Below are 16,653 nucleotides of genomic sequence, written 5' to 3' on the forward strand. Positions count from 1 at the left end.
CGAAGGGACGCGTTTTCATGGCGATCGAGGTCGGCACCAAGGCCCCGGATTTCGAGCTGAAGGACAACCACGGCCGGACCGTGAAGCTCTCCGACTTCCACGGGCGCAAGAACGTGGTCGTGCTCTTCTACCCGTTCGCCTTCACCGGTGTCTGCACGGGTGAGCTCTGCGCCCTGCGTGACGAGCTGCCCACGTTCGAGAACGACGACACGCAGCTGCTCGCCGTCTCCAACGACTCCATCCACACCCTGCGCGTCTTCGCCGAGCAGGAGGGCCTGGAGTACCCGCTGCTCTCGGACTTCTGGCCGCACGGCGAGACCTCGCGGGCCTACGGCGTCTTCGACGAGGAGAAGGGCTGCGCGGTGCGCGGCACCTTCATCATCGACAAGGAGGGCGTGGTGCGCTGGACCGTCGTCAACGGCCTGCCCGACGCGCGCGACCTCAACGACTACGTCAAGGCGCTCGGCACGCTCTGACCCGGCCCGCTCCGATCCGCGATCCGGACGATCTCCCGGCGACCCCCGGCCAAAAGCCTGTTTTGGCCGGGAACCGGTCACTAGGATCCACTCGTTGATCCGATGCCAACGCAACGTGGAGGCGCCGGCACCGGCCGGCCCCCAATGAAACCAATGGGAGGACTCGTGGGAGTCAGCCTCAGCAAGGGCGGCAACGTCTCGCTGACCAAGGCCGCGCCCAACCTGACCGCGGTCATCGTGGGTCTGGGCTGGGACGCTCGTACCACCACCGGCGGGGATTTCGACCTCGACGCCAGCGCGCTGCTGACGAACGCCGAGGGCAAGGTCGGCAACGACGGCAATTTCGTGTTCTTCAACAACCTCAAGAGCCCCGACGGCTCGGTCGAGCACACCGGTGACAACCTCACCGGTGAGGGCGAGGGCGACGACGAGGTCATCAAGGTCAACCTCGCCGGTGTCCCGGCCGACGTGGACAAGATCGTCTTCCCGGTCTCGATCTACGAGGCCGAGTCCCGCCAGCAGAGCTTCGGCCAGGTGCGCAACGCGTACATCCGCGTGGTCAACCAGGCCGACAACACCGAGCTCGCGCGCTACGACCTGAGCGAGGACGCCTCGACGGAGACCGCCATGGTCTTCGGCGAGCTGTACCGCAACGGCGCGGAGTGGAAGTTCCGCGCCATCGGTCAGGGCTACGCCTCGGGTCTGCGCGGCATCGCGCAGGACTTCGGCGTCAACGTCTAGACAGTCCATCGGGGCCGTGCCTGCGAAGGCACGGCCCCGGCAGGCAGCAGCACATCCCGTCCGGCGCCGCACTCCGTGCGGCGCCGGACGCGCTCAGCAGACGGATCCATCGGTTCAACAGACGGTTCATCGACTCGGGGAGGACACACACCATGGGCGTCACACTCGCCAAGGGAGGCAATGTCTCCCTCTCCAAGGCCGCACCCAATCTCACCCAGGTGCTGGTCGGGCTCGGCTGGGACGCACGATCCACCACGGGGGCGGACTTCGACCTCGACGCCAGCGCGCTGCTGTGCGAGTCGGGCCGGGTGCTCGGCGACGAATGGTTCGTGTTCTACAACAACCTCACGAGCCCCGACGGCTCCGTGGAGCACACCGGGGACAACCTCACGGGTGAGGGCGAGGGCGACGACGAGTCGGTCATCGTGAACCTCACGCAGGTTCCGGCCCATTGCGACAAGATCGTATTTCCGGTCTCGATCCATGAGGCCGACAATCGCGGGCAGACCTTCGGGCAGGTCAGCAATGCTTTCATCCGGGTGGTGAACCAGGCCGACGGCCAGGAACTCGCGCGGTACGACCTCAGCGAGGACGCCTCGACGGAGACCGCGATGATCTTCGGTGAGCTCTACCGTTACAACGGCGAGTGGAAGTTCCGTGCAGTGGGGCAGGGGTACGCGTCGGGTCTGCGCGGCATCGCTCTAGACTTCGGGGTCAACGTTTCGTAAAGCCGTGCACGGCGCGGGGGAGCCTCGTACACACCGGGGGAGACCCGTTACATAAATGATGGGGTAGCCAGTGCTTCTGAAAACCTTCGGCTGGTCGCTCGCGATTACCGCGATCGGCCTGGTCGCAGCGTGGTTCTACGGGGGTGGGAGGCCTTCGGGGTAGTTGCGATTCTCTCCGTCCTGGAGATCTCGCTGTCCTTCGACAACGCGGTGGTCAACGCCGGAATCCTGAAGAAGATGAGTGCCTTCTGGCAGAAGATCTTCCTCACCGTCGGTGTGCTCATCGCCGTCTTCGGTATGCGGCTGGTGTTCCCCGTCGTGATCGTGGCCATCACCGCCAAGCTGGGACCGATCGAGGCCATCGATCTTTCCTTCAACGACCCGGACCGCTACAAGGAACTGGTCACGGACGCCCACCCGGCCATTGCGGCCTTCGGTGGCATGTTCCTGCTGATGATCTTCCTCGACTTCATTTTCGAGGACCGTGACATCCAGTGGCTGCGCTGGATCGAGCGCCCGCTCGCCAAGCTCGGCAAGGTCGACATGCTGTCGGTCTGCATCGCCCTGATCGTCCTGATGATCACCGCCCTGACGTTCGCGTCCCAGGCGCACCAGCACGGCGGCGGACACGCCGACAAGGCGGAGACGGTCCTGCTCTCGGGCATCGCGGGTCTCATCACGTACCTCGTCGTCAACGGTCTCTCCGGCCACTTCGAGAGCAAGCTCGAAGAGGAGGAGGAACGCGAGCACGAGGCGGAGGAAGAGGCCAAGCGGTCCGGCAAGAAGCTCTCCGCGGCCGTACTCTCCGGCAAGGCCGCGTTCTTCATGTTCCTCTACCTGGAAGTGCTCGACGCCTCCTTCTCGTTCGACGGCGTCATCGGCGCCTTCGCCATCACCAACGAGATCGTGCTGATGGCCCTGGGTCTCGGCATCGGCGCCATGTACGTCCGTTCGCTCACGGTCTACCTGGTCCGCCAGGGCACCCTGGACGACTACGTCTACCTGGAGCACGGCGCGCACTACGCGATCGGCGCGCTGGCCGTCCTCCTGCTCATCACGATCCAGTACGAGATCAACGAGATCATCACCGGTCTCGTCGGCGTCATCCTGATCGCCTGGTCCTTCTGGTCCTCGGTCCGGCGCAACAAGGCGCTGGAGGCCGGCGGCGGCGACAGCGGCGACGGCGGATCTCCATCGGAAGTCTCCGCCGGGGTGTGACCCGGTAGGGAATGAGGAACGCTCTCTGCGGGGCGGCTCGTACGGCGTCGGACCCGGGGTGACACCCCGATCCGGCCAGGAGCCGCCCCGCAGCGGTGCGTGCGTCGCATGTGCCGCGTGCGACGGGTGCGGGGCCGATACGTGTGGGGGTTGGGGATGGCGTTCTGGGACAGCCTGTGGCCGGGGCGGGAAGCACAGTTCGAGTCGGGTAACGCGGCCACCAACTCCATCGTGCTGTCCAAACGGCACGCCACGGTCTCGCTGACCAAGCAAGGGGCGCTGACCGGCAACCTCCGGGTCAACCTCTCCTGGCGGATGCGCACCTCCGACATCGAGGGCCGGTCGCGGCAGAGCGGCCGGCTGCTGCGGCCGTTCAAGCTCTTCCAGCCCGATGTGGTCCAGGCGCACACCCAGGGCGTCGTCAACGTCGACCTGGACCTGGGCTGCATGTACGAGCTGGCGGACGGCACCAAGGGCGTGGTGCAGCCGCTGGGCAACCTGATCGGCGACCTGAACGGGCCGCCGTACATCAGGCTCAGCGGGGACGACCGGTTCGGGGCGCCGTCGGGGGAGACCGTCTACGTCAACCTCGACCAGCGCGACCAGATCAAGCGGCTGCTGTTCTTCGTCTACATCTACGACCAGACGCCGGCCTTCGACCGCACGCACGCGAAGGTGACGCTCTACCCGGGCAACGGGCCGCGCATCGAGATCGAACTGGACGAGCGGGCCCCGCAGGCCCGCTCGTGCGCCGTGTTCACGGTGGAGAACGTCAAGGGTGAACTGATCGTGCGGCGCGAGGTGAAGTTCGTGTACGGCTTCCAGTCGGAGCTGGACCGGCTGTACGGCTACGGCATGCAGTGGGGGCGCGGCTACAAGTCCCGCGCTTAGGGTCCTTCGTTTCCCTCAGGGCGTCCGGTGCGTGGTGTCAGGGCCGTATGAACTGCGGGCCCTGTGGCGGGAGGGCGAAATTCGGGTCCGGGGCGTGTGCTGCCGCCGCCGCGGGCTGCGGATAGCCGTAGGCGGGCTGTGCGGAGGCCGGCTGGGGGTAGCCGTAGGCGGGCTGCGGCGCGGGTGCGGGCGGGGCCGCAGCGGGCTGCGGATAGCCGTACGAGGGCTGCTGGTGCTGCACCGTGGCCTGGGCGTCCGGCCCGGGGGCCGGTGCGGGCGGGAACGCGGGAGCGGGCGGCGTCGGGTCGGGCTCGGCCGCGGCCTCCGCCTCGTCGACCGAGATGCCGAACGCGGTCGCGAGACCCACGAGACCGGTCGGGTAGCCCTGCCCCACGGCCCGGAATTTCCAGCCATCGCCGCGCCGGTAGAGCTCGCCGCAGATGATCGCGGTTTCCTTGCCGGTCTCCGGGCGTACGTCGAAGACCGCGAGGGGCTCACCGCCCGCCGCCGCCGCGTCGAAGAGCATGATGCACAGATCGTGCACCCGTTCGAAGGCGGCGCCGTCGGAGGACGCGGCGATGACCACCTGGTCGACCGAGGGGTCGAGCGCGTTCAGGTCGGCCTCGATGGTGTCCGTCAGCCCCTCGGCGAGGCTCCGCTTCGGCAGCCGTCGTACCAGGCCGGAGGGGTGGCGGGGCTGGTTGTAGAAGACGAAGTCCTCGTCCGAGCGCACGCGGCCGGCGGAACCGAGCAACAGGGCCGAGGCGTCCACGTCGGGGACCCCGGAGCCAGGGGTCCAGCGCAGCACGGCCCGTACGGCCATGGCGTCGATTGGGACGTTCGAACCCTTCACCATCGCGTGCGTCATGGCGGTCATCCTGCCTGCTGGCTGCCCCTGCGGACAACGTGGGGGTCGCAAGCCGTGTCTCGGCGGAATGTCGGAACCACGGCGTCCGCCCTCTTCGGAACCGTCGCGAAATGGACGAGTTACCCGGAATTCATGCGTACAGGGAACTGCCGACACCCGTCCGTACGTACTATTACCGGCCACACGTTGTCCGATCGGTCAGGCAGTACGGGGGGAATCACATGCGTCATTTCGGGCATATCGCGGCCACGGTCAGGGACGACCTGTTCTTCCAGCAGCCGTGCACCTTCGACGCCGACGCCCCGGCCCGTGTCCTCGCGGCCGCCCTGGGCGCCACCCTCTACAGCCCGGCCACCCGGCCGAGACTCGCCGACGACGTCATCAAGCAGGCAGGCCGCGGCGTCGTCTCGATGGTGCTGTGCCTGGAGGACTCGATCGACGACTCCGAGGTGGCGGGCGCCGAGGAGAACCTGGTCGCGCAGTTCGCCGACCTCGACACGCGCGGCGCCGAACTGCCTCTGCTCTTCATCCGGGTGCGTGAACCGCACCAGATCACGGACCTGGTGCGCCGGCTCGGCGATTCCGCCCGATTGTTGTCCGGTTTTGTACTTCCCAAGTTCACGCAAGAGCGTGGCGTGCCCTTCATGGAAGCGCTCACCAAGGCCGAGAGCGCCGGCGGCCGGCGACTCTTCGCCATGCCCGTGCTCGAATCGCCCGAGCTGCTCCATCTGGAGACCCGCCAGGAGGCACTCCGGAAGATCGCCGACACCGTCGACTCGTACCGGGACCGGGTTCTCGCGCTGCGGCTCGGCGTCACCGACTTCTGTTCGGCCTACGGACTGCGCAGGGCGCCCGACATGACGGCGTACGACGTCCGGATCGTCGGCGGCGTCATCGCGGACGTGGTCAACGTGCTGGGCCGGGCCGACGGCACGGGCTTCACGATCACCGGGCCGGTGTGGGAGTACTTCCGGCTCCAGGAACGCATGTTCAAGCCACAGCTGCGCCGCAGCCCCTTCCTGGAGGGCCGGGCCGAGGAACTGCGTACGGCCCTGATCGAGCACGACCTGGACGGGCTGCTGCGCGAGATCGAACTCGACCGGGCCAACGGCCTGCTCGGAAAGACCTGCATCCACCCGTCGCACGTCGCGCCCGTACACGCACTGTCCGTGGTCAGCCACGAGGAATTCAGCGACGCGCAGGACATCCTGCGTCCGGAGCGCGAGGGCGGCGGCGTGCTGCGTTCCGCGTACACGAACAAGATGAACGAAGTGAAGCCGCACCGGGCCTGGGCCGAGCGCACCCTGCAGCGGGCCGAGGTGTTCGGCGTCGCGAAGGAAGACGTCGGCTTCGTGGAGCTGCTGGCCGCGGGCCTCGCGGAATGAGGCCTTCCGTCGAAGGCGTTCGATTGAGTGTGTCCCGATGAGTGCGACCCGATGAGCGGGCGCGCAGCGAAGAAGGAGACGGCGCGTGGTGTGGTCGGGTAGCTGGGTCGCGGAGCGGCTGGGCGTCGGGCTGGTGGGCGACGGGGAGCTCCGGGAACTGCTGGGCCTCGCCCTGCGGCGCAACCCCAAGCGGGCGCATCTGCTCGTCTCCCACGTGCTCGGCAAGCATGTGCCGCAGCGCCCCTCGGTGGTGTACGGCGCCGGATTCGAGCTGGGCCGCCGGGTGCGCGAGCTGCTCGGGGAGGCCGGGACGCGGCGGGCGGTCGTACTCGGCTACGCGGAGACGGCCACCGGCCTCGGCCACGCGGTCGCCGACGGGCTCGGCACCGCGGCCTACCTCCACTCGACGCGCCGCCCCGTCGCGGGCGTGCCGCGGGCGGGCGGCTTCGAGGAGTCGCACTCGCACGCCACCTCCCACCTGCTGCTGCCGGAGGACCCGGACCTGCTGGCGGGCGAGGCGGCGAAGGGCGGTGCAGCAGGCGACGGCACCGGCGGCGGCACGGGCGGCGACACGGGGCAGGCGCGCCCGTCCGACGCGGCTCTGGTCCTGGTGGACGACGAGTTCTCCACCGGTAACACCGTCCTCAACACCATCCGCGCGCTGCACGAGCGCTACCCCCGCAACCACTACGTCATCGTGGCCCTGGTCGACATGCGCTCGGCCGACGACCGCGGCCGGCTGGCCGAGTTCGCCACCGAGATCGGCGCCCGCGTCGACCTGGTGGCGAGGAACACCGGCACGGTCCACCTCCCGGAGGGCGTACTGGAGAAGGGCCAGGCCCTGGTCGCGGCGCAAGAGGCGGCTCAGAACGCGGTGAGTGCGCATGAGGCGGAGAGGGCGTCGGGCAGCGCGGCTCAGGAGACGGCTCCCTCCGGCGACCAGCCACGACGCCCCACTGTCCAGCCCCGCCCCTGCGCCCGGGTGGACCTGCGGTGGCCCGCAGGGGTGCCCGACGGCGGCCGGCACGGCTTCACCCCCGCGCACCGCGCCGTCCTGGAGCCGGCCCTCCCGGCCATGGCGGACCGCATCGCCGCGGCGCTGGACGACGGCGCCCGCCGCGTACTCGTCCTCGGCTTCGAGGAGCTGATGTACGCCCCCCTGCGCCTGGGCACCGCTCTGGAAGGCCGCACCCGCGCCGAGGTCCGGTACTCCACCACGACCCGCTCCCCGGTCCTCGCCGTGGACGACCCGGGCTACGCGATACGCACCCGGCTGGTCTTCCCGGCCCACGACGACCCGGCCGACGGCCCGGGCGACCGCTTCGCGTACAACGTCGCGGGTGCCGGCTTCGACGCCGTCGTGGTCGTCGTCGACTCCACCGCCGACACACCCGAACTGCACGCCCCCGACGGACTGCTGGCGCAGCTCGCCCCGCACACCGCACAGGTGCTGCTCGCGGTCGTCCCCTCGTACGTCCCGTCCACGGCCACGCCTCCCGTGGCCGCACCGCCCGTGGTCTCCGTACAGTCGTACGCCCCCGAACGGCAGGAAGAACCCCGCATGCTGCCCGAGCCCCTCCGCGGCCCCGCCTTCTCCTCCTACGCGCCGGACGAGGTCGGCTGGCTGCTCCAGGACCTCTCGGACACCGAGCTGGAGGCACCCACCGAGGAACGCGAAGAGGCGATACAGAGCGGCGGCGCGCACTACGCCGAGTCGCTGCCCGTCGAATACCAGCCGTCCGACCAGTACCAGGACCTGTTCAAGGCCGCGCTCGACCTGTCGGCCGCCCGCATCGCCCGTGCCGTGGGGACCGTCACCGAGACCGTCCTCGCCGAGCGCGGTCCGCGTGCCGTGCTCGTCTCGCTGGCCCGGGCCGGCACCCCCGTCGGCGTACTGATGCGCCGCTGGGCCCAGCACCGGCACGGCACCGGCCTGCCGCACTACGCCGTCTCGATCGTGCGCGGCCGCGGTATCGACGCCAACGCCCTGCGCTGGCTCGCCGCCCACCACGACCCGGCCGACGTCGTCTTCGTCGACGGCTGGACCGGGAAGGGCGCCATCACCCGCGAACTGGCCTCTGCCATCACCGAGTTCGAGGAGTCGGACGGAACCATCGGCTTCAACCCCGAGATCGCGGTCCTGGCCGATCCCGGCGGCTGCGTCCGCACGTACGGCACCCGCGAGGACTTCCTGATCCCCTCCGCCTGCCTCAACTCCACAGTGTCCGGCCTGATTTCACGTACCGTCCTCCGTTCCGACCTGGTCGGGCCCGATGACTTCCACGGCGCGAAGTTCTACCGGGAACTCGCCGGTTCCGACGTCTCCGGCCACTTCCTCGACACCGTCGCCGACCGGTTCGACGAGGTCACCGACGCCGTCGACGCCGACGTCAAGGAGCTGCTCACCGCCGACCGGGCCCCCACCTGGGAGGGCTGGGCCGCGGTGGAACGCATCAGCGAGGAGTACGGCATCCACGACGTGAACCTGGTCAAGCCGGGCGTCGGTGAGACCACCCGGGTCCTGCTGCGCCGCGTCCCGTGGAAGATCCTCGCCAAGCGTGGCGCCGGCGCCGACCTGGAACACATCAGGCTGCTGGCCCAGCAGCGTGGCGTGCCCGTCGAAGAGGTCGACGAACTGCCCTACACCTGCGTCGGGTTGATCCACCCCAAGTACACGCGTGGGGCGACCGGTGCGGACGGCAAGGCGGTGGAGTCCAAGTGACCTCCCCCGTGACGCTGGTCGCCAGCGACCTCGACCGCACCCTCATCTACTCGGCCGCAGCCCTCCAGCTCGGGATGCCGGACGCGGAGGCACCCCGGCTGCTCTGCGTCGAGGTGTACGACCGCAAGCCGCTCTCGTACGTCACGGAGGCGGCCGCCGCACTGCTCGTCGAGCTGGCCCGCTCCACGGTCTTCGTACCGACCACCACCCGCACCCGTGAGCAGTACCACCGCATACATCTGCCGGGCCCGCGGCCGACTTCGCGATCTGCGCCAACGGCGGACACATCCTCGTGGACGGCGAGTCCGACCCGGACTGGCAGCGGCAGGTGGCCCGCAGGCTGGCCGACGAGTGCGCCTCGCTCGCCGAGGTCCGCGCCCACCTGGTATCCGCCGCCGATCCCGCCTGGCTCCTCAAGGAGCGGGTCGCCGAGGACCTCTTCGCCTACCTCGTCGTCGACCGCGCACTGCTGCCCTCGGACTGGACGAAGGAGCTGGCCGACTGGGCGGAGCCGCGCGGCTGGACCGTCTCCCTGCAGGGCCGCAAGATCTACGCCGTACCGCGGCCGCTCACCAAGAGCGCGGCGATGCACGAGGTCGCCCGCCGCACCGGCGCCACGCTCACCCTCGCCGCCGGCGACTCCCTCCTGGACGCCGACCTGCTGCTCGCTGCCGACCGCGGCTGGCGCCCCGGCCACGGCGAACTCGCCGACGCCCACTGGAGCGCCCCGAACGTGGAGACGACCGCCGAGCGGGGGGTGGCCGCGGGCGAGGAGATCCTGCGGCGGCTCCTGCAGACGTCCGGCCTGCGCCAGGCCGCCTGATGCGTCAGGCGCAACACCCCGCCGCGCATCAGGCGCAACACCCCCGCCGCGCCGCCGAATTCACTCGAACCGGCGGCGTCCGGCGACTACAGTCACCAGGTTCCCGCCCGCCGGGGGAGCGCTCGGCCGATCAGGGAGTTGCGCGATGACCAAGGGAAACGAAACCAAGATCACGGACGAGCTGTACGCGTACATGCTGGCGCACAACCCGCCGCTCGACGCGGTGCAGCGCGAGCTCGTGGAGACCACATACGCTCGGCTGCCGGACCACGCGGGCATGCAGTCGGCCGAGGAACAGGGACCGTTGCTGGCCTTCCTCGTCCGGCTGACCGGGGCCCGGCACATCGTGGAGGTCGGGACCTTCACCGGCTTCTCGGCCCTGTCCATGGCCCAGGCCCTGCCCGCGGACGGGCGGCTGATCGCCTGCGACGTCTCGGAGGAGTGGACCGCCTACGGCCGTGAGGCATGGGCGAAAGCAGGTGTGGCCGACAAGATCGACCTGCGGATCGCCCCCGCCCTCGACACCCTGCGGGCCATGCCCGCGGAGCCGCACATCGACTTCGCCTACCTCGACGCGGACAAGGGCAACTACATCCCGTACTGGGAGGAACTGGTGCCGCGGATGCGCCAGGGCGGCGTCATCACCACGGACAACGTGCTCTTCCACGGCGGCGTGACCGACCCCCGGGCGACCGGCGGAGCGGCGGCCATCAAGGAGTTCAACGACCACGTGTCCGCCGACCGGCGGATGGACAGCGTGCTGCTCACGGTGTCGGACGGCCTGACCCTGTCACGGAAGCGGTAGCCGAGGGCGCGGGAGGCCCGCCCGTATGCGGGCGGGGGTGCCGGATACGGGAAGGGATGCACGGGTGGGCGGAGGCGCGTAGGTGCTACGTCCTGCGGGATACGCGCCCCGGGCCCCCGGCAGGGTCAGCCGCAGCAGCCCCACCGCAGCAACCGCCACCGCCGCCACCACCGGACGGCGCGGGCGCGGAACCTGCGGCGCCACCCACGGCGACGGCGGAGAGCAGCTTGACGGTGTCCTCGTGCCCGGCGGGGCAGGAGGCGGGGGCCGAGGACTCGGCCATCGGGCGGCTGACTTCGAACGTGTCTCCGCAGGAGCGGCAGCGATAATCGTAACGAGGCATGCCCCCAGGCTATCCGCCGCGATCGGGTACCAGGCAGAGGCAGCGGGCAACGGCAGTCCTCGGGCTTACGGGGCCGACTCGGGGCCGGCTCTACTTCCGCTCGACGGACGGCGGCGGGGCAACGGGCATCTCGTCGATCAGCCTTCGCCGCGCGAGGCGTTCCTCATGCGCGGCTTCCTCGGGATGGCGTGCCTGCCAGTACGGGTTGTCGTGGGGGAGCCCACCGCTGACGCGTCCGTACATGCCGAACATCATCAGCAGCAGTCCGACCACGAAGCTGAACAGCACGTTCTGGATCTGGAAGGCGAGGAAGTTGAGCCCGGTGTCCAGCAGCGCGAGATTGACGAAGCCGCTGAGGATGAAGGCGATACCCAGAATCATGTTGAGCATCGAGGCGAGGTTGCCGCCGATCACCATTCCGATGAACAGCAGCAGCCCGACGCAGATGGACAGCACGCTGAGCGCGCCGTTGGTGCTGAGGCCCGCGACGGTGTCTCCGCCGGTGTCGAACAGGCCGATCTTGTCGATCAGCCCGAGAATGCCGAAGGCGAGCAGCACCAATCCCATCAGCCCGGCGCCGATCTGGTAGACGCGGCTGAGCCGATGGTCGACCGGCAGGTGGTCGTCGAACCGGGCGGCCGTGCGACGAGCAGCCGACCGCCGTGCGGGACGCAGTACGTGAGTGGCCATAGAGGTCTCCTTCGCGTACTACCAGGATCGCCCTGCGGGGGACGAGGCGCACTTCAGCGCACGTCAGACCGGCGGGTGCACGTGATCAGCCTGGTCGGTGCACGTCATTCCGGCTGGCGCCCGTGATCAGCCTGGCTGGTGCACGCTCCGCAGGCGGGGGCTCACTCCTCGGGCGCCGGACCCGTGCTCCTCATGCGCCGGCCCGTGAACCTCAGGCGCCGGCGCCGGCGCCGCGCTCCTCGCGGATCTCGGAGACGACCCGCGAGGCGGTCTGCCGCACGCCTTCCGTCACCGTCAGGAAGTGCCAGTAGTCGGGATGGCGTCCCTCGAGCCCGGTGACGGCCTGGTCGAGCCTGGCCACCGCATCGTCCAGCGGGCGGGCGTGGCGCGGCTCGGGCGTGTTGCGCCCGGCCATGGCGAGCCGCTGGGCGTCCCGGATCGCGAACCGGGTCCGCTGGATCTCCTGCTGCGGGTCCTTGGCCACGTCGTCCAGCCGGTGCAGCCGGTCACCGGCCGCGGACACCGCCTCGTCGGTGGCGTTGAGCAGGGCTCGTACCGTACTCAGCCTGGAGGTCGCGTCGGCCCAACGCTGCTCGTCGCGGGCCTTCGAGGCCTCCTTCAGCTTCTCCTCGGCCTGGCGCACATTGACCGCTGCCTGCTCGGGTACCGGCTGGAGGTCTTGCCAGCAGGCGGCCGAGAACCGTCGCCGCAGCTCACTGAGCACGGGCTCGACGGAAGCCGACCGGGTCGTCAGCGCCTGCGCACGCGTACGAAGCGTCACCAGCCGGCGATCGATCTCGGCGGCCCGCTCGGGGAGCTGCGCCGCTTCGGCCCGTACGGCCTCGGCGTCGCGCAGCACCTGATCGGCACGCTGCAGGGTCTCCGCCACGCCGTGCCGGCCGGCGCCCTGGTTGAGCTTGGTCAGCTCCGGGGCGAGGGCGGCCAGCCGCGTGGCGAGATCATCCGCCCGCAGTCCGGACGCCCGCACCGTGTCGAGAGCATTGCTCGCGGACAGGAGCGCTTGTCGCGCTCTTTCCACCGCGGGCGCGAGGCGTGCGAGCTGGGTCTCGGCGCTGCCGAGCAGCGACCCGAGCCCGGCCGTGAACCGGTCCAGCTCGCCCTTGACCCGCACGAGCTCGTCCTTGGCGGCCGTGAGCTGGGTCCTGGCCTGCGCGGCGATCGACGGCTCAAGATCGTCCCGGTCGAGGTCGTGCGCGTCGACGGCCGTGATGTAGGCGCTGCTGGCCTCGTCGATGCGCCGGCCCAGTGCGGCGAAGTCGTCGACGGCCTTGCGCGCGGCCGGAGAGCTGTCCACGGCCGTGATCGTCTCGATCGAGATCTTCAGGTCGCGCTGGGCCGTGTCCAGCTCGTAGAACGCCTCGGCGGCAGCGTCCCTCGCAGCCTGTGCCTCGGCCCGCTGACCCTCCCCGCGCCCGCCGAACCAACGCCTCGTACCGCCACCGGCGAAAGCGGCCGGCAGCGCGCGGACAAGCAGGGGCACCGGCAGCAGCATCAACACGAGCACATCGCGGACGTCTCTGACGGCGGAACTCGCACCCGCTCTCGCCTGCGGCTTCGCCTGTGTCGCCGTCACATCCCTCTCCCGTGCCGATTCGCCCTGCCCGGTTCATTCTCCCACCAGGTAAGGACGAACACACGGGCCGGTTAGTTCGCGCTTCGCACCGTGACTTCGCCGTTGTTGCTCCGTGCCTTCACCACGTGGGCGCTGTCCTCGCTCCGCGGCACCTCCACGGAGGTGTTCCCGTTGTCGGCCTCGGTGCTCACCGCGTACGAGGTGCTGCCGTCCGGCAGCTCAATGGTGACCGCGCCGTTGTCACTGACGGTGTCCACCAGCTCGGGCACAGCGGCGAACCGCAGCCGTACCGAGCCGTTGTTCGACTCGGCCTTCACCGACGAGCCGGAGATCCCTTCGGCGACGATGCCGCCGTTGTTGCTCTCCAGCACCAGCGGCCCACTGGTGTCACGCACGGTCACCTTGCCGTTGCCGGCATGCAGGGAGAGCGCCGTATCGAACCCTGACGCCACCACCTTGCCGTTGTCCCCCCGCACGGTGACCGCCACGCCACGCGGCACCTTCACCTGATGCTCGGAGGCACAGTCACTGATCAGCGCGTCGCACTCCACCTTCAGCGTCAGGGTGCCGTCCTGCATCTTCCACTGCGGCTCGGGCCCGCTCCCGAACACCACCCACCCGTCGACGCGACGGGTCACCTCGACCTCCTTCACGTCGGCGGGCACGAGCTCCAGCGTCGTGTGGCCGGCGTCGATGGTCAGCGTCTTGCCGCTGAGCGGGAACGACTTGTGCTCGGCCGGCGCGTCGTCGGTGTCGGTACTGCCGCAGCCGGTGAGAGCAAGAGCGACGAGTACAGCCCCGCCGGACGCGATGAGTGTGCGGGTGCGGAGTGCCACGGTGATCGTTCCCCCAGGTCGTGCGCCGGCCGGCCCGCTTCTCCGCGTTCCGGTCCTACGTTCCGGCTCACGCTATGTGCACGACGGTTCCCGGGGAATCGGGACGGCTACCGTATGCGGGGTGGGGATATCCCCCGCCTCACCGCCGCAGGGGCCTCGCCTCACACCCGGAGGGGCCCCGCCTCACACCCGGAGGGGCCTGCACCCCATAGCCGCAGGGGCCCCGCCTCACACCCGCAGGGGGCCCGCGTTCAACCGAGGCGGCGCAGCCCCGCCCCGCCCCACTCACAGCTGCCGCTTGCTGCCTCCTGCTGCCTCTGGCCGTCTCCGGCAACCGTTTGTGACCAGGGGGCGTAGTCCATGTACGCTGTTGCCTCATCCACGGGTGCGTAGCTCAGGGGTAGAGCGCTGCTCTTACAAAGCAGATGTCGGCGGTTCGAAACCGTCCGCGCCCACCAGTGCAAAGGCCCCAACCGATCATGGTTGGGGCCTTTGAGGTGAAGGCTCTGACATCACCGACATAGGGTGTGTCGCCTGTCTGGTGATGTGCGGAGCCAGGACGTCCAAGATGGGCTGACGTAACGCGTCGCTCTTGACCTCAAGGTGCCCCGACTTTCGATCGAACCATGCCACCGCTGTGTCATCGGCCGCGTTCACGTATAGCCGGTCCAGTCCGTGACGCTTCCACGTCGACACTCGTAACTCGGTCACGCTGCCCCGCATCCTGTACCCCCGCAGCTCCATGGGATCAGGAGCAGCCTCGGCCCACAAGGGTGCCCAATAGCCAGCGGCCGGTGAGGTGTTACAGGATTCTCTACCTCATCAAGGCACCCGGCTGCGCTCCGCTCCGCCGGGCCCGCTTCCCGGATCTGGCCGCTCCCGCGCTCCTGCCTCCGGCCCGCTCGTCGCTGCCGCCGCCGACGCGCGCCCGCAGTGGCTAGGCCCGAGGGCATGAGTCGAGACCAAAGCCCGCGGCTTCAAGACGATGCCTCCGGCGGGGGCGCAAAGACTCCGGGATGGCGGGGGCGCCGTTCGCGGGTGCCGGCGGATTCGTGGTGAGTGTGGTGGGGTCCCGTCCAGACCACCCCCGACCCAGGCAGAGCCGAGCAGTCACGGCCCAGGGCGTCAAGGTGGAGCGCGCCACTGTACGAACGACCTTGACGCCCTGGGCCGCGACCGCTCCACGGTGTGTGGGTCGGAGGCGGAACGGGATGGGAGCTGGGGCAGGTAGTGGGGGTGTGGGTCCGACGCCGGGGGTACGCGAGTATGTCAGCAGAGCCAAGCTGACAGAGGGGACCCGTGCAGATAGCGGGAGTGGACTTGTACGTCAATCATCCGGTCATGGCCTTGGGGTCTCCCGACTGGATCAGCACTGACCTGGAGCTGGGCGGCGCTCCCGCTGCGTCCACCGACACTCACGTCATCGTCCGCGTACAGCCACAGACGGCTCTGATCAAGGTGCGATTGTTCCAGGACTACGGTGAGGACATCGCCGCTGACCCATCATTCACCACAGTGTTTGATGGGTCCCTCTACTTGGCAGACAGGCGCTTCGTGATCGGTGACGTGATGGGAGAGAGCCGGTTCGTCAAGTACATCGGGGGACCGCAACGCTGGCGAGTGCGGGTCGCGGTGGATAGCCCGAAGGGGTACGCGCGAGCTGCCGACGTGGTTCTTAGCGCCGAGGAGTAGAGCCGCGTGCGCAGTCAAGCCTGCGTGTTGTGGCTGACATCAGCGACTGACACCAACCAACGCGAACAGCAGCGATCGACGTCGATCCTCAGTGGACCGTTGGCCGAGGCGCAGAGCTGGTTGGCCGACGTCGACTGCCCGTCGTGACCGACCTGATAAGGATGAGGCCACAGCCTACAGCCGTCGATAGGCTGCTCCGTGATGAGGTCGTCCGCACGGTAAAGGGCGCGACCCGGGGTGCGGAATGGGTCGCCTACCTCATCCCTCACGCTCGTGCCGTTGCATGCCCGACACGACGGGGAACCACGGGAAAGGGGAGGTCAACAGCCAACTCGAAGGTGACGCCAGATAGCGCATATTCGCAGCTCAAAGGGCATGTTCCACGGTGCTTAACCCGTGATTCCCAAGCTCACGGCTCCGATGGCTGGCAGCTCGTGTCTATCCGCTCGCGATCGACGGCGCTGCCAGGCAGGATGCCGTGATGAACACTCCGTTCCTCAACATCCAAGGGAAGGCCGAGGACGGCCCGCACCCTTGTCCCTGCTGTGGCTCCCTGACGCTCGGCGAGCGCAGCAACTTCGAGATCTGTCCGGTGTGCTTCTGGGAGGACGACGGGCAGGACGACCACGATACGGACCGGGTTCGAGGCGGCCCCAACGGCCGGTTGAGCCTCACGGAAGCGCGGGAGAACTTCCACGCGATGGGTGCTTGCGACGAGAGATGTACCCAGTTCGTACGCGCCCCACTGCCGACTGAACAGCCCACGGTCTGACATCACCAGCTGACATCAACGTCGCCAGACGACAACGGATCACAGCGACTGGAGCTGGACCGCGGACCG

Annotated in this window: 13 protein-coding genes, 1 tRNA gene and 3 pseudogenes; 12 read left to right on the top strand and 5 right to left on the bottom strand. The window is 69.2% G+C overall.

Translation table 11 applies throughout. The features are described from left to right. Positions 1-17 precede the first annotated feature (17 nt). The 5 genes and pseudogenes from LNW71_RS23180 (at position 18) to LNW71_RS23200 (ending at position 4,054) form a co-directional block, all read left to right on the top strand. Positions 18-476, top strand: coding sequence for a peroxiredoxin (locus tag LNW71_RS23180; RefSeq protein WP_250969989.1), 459 nt, complete (start codon positions 18-20; stop codon positions 474-476). Between the two features lie 165 nt (positions 477-641). Beyond that, positions 642-1,217: a TerD family protein gene (locus LNW71_RS23185; RefSeq protein WP_219572022.1), complete on the top strand. Its 576-nt coding sequence runs from the start codon at positions 642-644 to the stop codon at positions 1,215-1,217. Between the two features lie 152 nt (positions 1,218-1,369). Continuing rightward, on the top strand, positions 1,370-1,945 hold the full coding sequence (locus LNW71_RS23190; protein ID WP_250969990.1) for a TerD family protein: 576 nt from the start codon (positions 1,370-1,372) through the stop codon (positions 1,943-1,945). A gap of 70 nt (positions 1,946-2,015) precedes the next feature. Then, positions 2,016-3,163, top strand: a pseudogene (locus LNW71_RS23195) (DUF475 domain-containing protein). A gap of 156 nt (positions 3,164-3,319) precedes the next feature. Then, complete coding sequence (locus LNW71_RS23200) at positions 3,320-4,054, top strand: Tellurium resistance (RefSeq protein ID WP_250969991.1); 735 nt, start codon at positions 3,320-3,322, stop codon at positions 4,052-4,054. A 37-nt stretch (positions 4,055-4,091) separates the two neighbouring features. Here LNW71_RS23200 and LNW71_RS23205 read toward each other — a convergent pair whose 3' ends face one another. Further along, positions 4,092-4,922 carry a TerD family protein gene (locus tag LNW71_RS23205; protein ID WP_250969992.1) on the bottom strand — a complete coding sequence of 277 codons (831 nt, stop codon included), beginning with the start codon at positions 4,920-4,922 and terminating at the stop codon, positions 4,092-4,094. 221 nt (positions 4,923-5,143) lie between these two features. Between LNW71_RS23205 and LNW71_RS23210 the strand changes: the two genes are divergently transcribed. From LNW71_RS23210 to LNW71_RS23225, 4 genes and pseudogenes are all read left to right on the top strand, one after another. Further along, complete coding sequence (locus LNW71_RS23210; protein ID WP_250969993.1) at positions 5,144-6,307, top strand: HpcH/HpaI aldolase/citrate lyase family protein; 1,164 nt, start codon at positions 5,144-5,146, stop codon at positions 6,305-6,307. A gap of 85 nt (positions 6,308-6,392) precedes the next feature. Further along, positions 6,393-9,029, top strand: a complete 2,637-nt coding sequence (locus LNW71_RS23215) for a phosphoribosyltransferase (protein ID WP_250969994.1) — start codon at positions 6,393-6,395, stop codon at positions 9,027-9,029. Positions 9,030-9,103: 74 nt separating this feature from the next. Further along, a pseudogene (locus LNW71_RS23220) lies at positions 9,104-9,852 on the top strand (HAD family hydrolase). A 145-nt stretch (positions 9,853-9,997) separates the two neighbouring features. Continuing rightward, positions 9,998-10,657: an O-methyltransferase gene (locus LNW71_RS23225; RefSeq protein ID WP_250969995.1), complete on the top strand. Its 660-nt coding sequence runs from the start codon at positions 9,998-10,000 to the stop codon at positions 10,655-10,657. A 125-nt stretch (positions 10,658-10,782) separates the two neighbouring features. Here the strand turns inward: LNW71_RS23225 and LNW71_RS23230 are convergent. The 4 genes and pseudogenes from LNW71_RS23230 to LNW71_RS23245 form a co-directional block, all read right to left on the bottom strand. Beyond that, positions 10,783-11,000 (bottom strand): annotated as a pseudogene (locus tag LNW71_RS23230) (zinc ribbon domain-containing protein). Positions 11,001-11,090: 90 nt separating this feature from the next. Beyond that, the gene (locus LNW71_RS23235; RefSeq protein WP_250969997.1) at positions 11,091-11,690 is read right to left on the bottom strand and encodes a DUF4383 domain-containing protein; all 600 of its coding nucleotides are present in this window, start codon (positions 11,688-11,690) and stop codon (positions 11,091-11,093) included. A gap of 211 nt (positions 11,691-11,901) precedes the next feature. Continuing rightward, entirely contained in the window at positions 11,902-13,284 is a 1,383-nt protein-coding gene (locus LNW71_RS23240) for a hypothetical protein (protein ID WP_250969998.1), read from the bottom strand. Between the two features lie 71 nt (positions 13,285-13,355). Then, the gene (locus LNW71_RS23245) at positions 13,356-14,120 is read right to left on the bottom strand and encodes a DUF4097 family beta strand repeat-containing protein (protein ID WP_374119442.1); all 765 of its coding nucleotides are present in this window, start codon (positions 14,118-14,120) and stop codon (positions 13,356-13,358) included. 383 nt (positions 14,121-14,503) lie between these two features. On the opposite strand from LNW71_RS23245, the gene LNW71_RS23250 reads away from it, so the two are divergent. The 3 genes from LNW71_RS23250 to LNW71_RS23260 all read left to right on the top strand — a co-directional run bounded on the left by LNW71_RS23250 (position 14,504) and on the right by LNW71_RS23260 (position 16,584). After that, positions 14,504-14,578, top strand: a tRNA-Val gene (locus LNW71_RS23250). An 856-nt stretch (positions 14,579-15,434) separates the two neighbouring features. Continuing rightward, entirely contained in the window at positions 15,435-15,812 is a 378-nt protein-coding gene (locus LNW71_RS23255) for a hypothetical protein (RefSeq protein ID WP_250969999.1), read from the top strand. A gap of 481 nt (positions 15,813-16,293) precedes the next feature. Further along, positions 16,294-16,584, top strand: a complete 291-nt coding sequence (locus LNW71_RS23260; protein ID WP_250970000.1) for a CPCC family cysteine-rich protein — start codon at positions 16,294-16,296, stop codon at positions 16,582-16,584. Positions 16,585-16,653: the final 69 nt, after the last annotated feature.

Origin of the sequence: Streptomyces sp. RKAG290, assembly GCF_023701695.1 — a bacterium.
Lineage (GTDB): Bacteria > Actinomycetota > Actinomycetes > Streptomycetales > Streptomycetaceae > Streptomyces.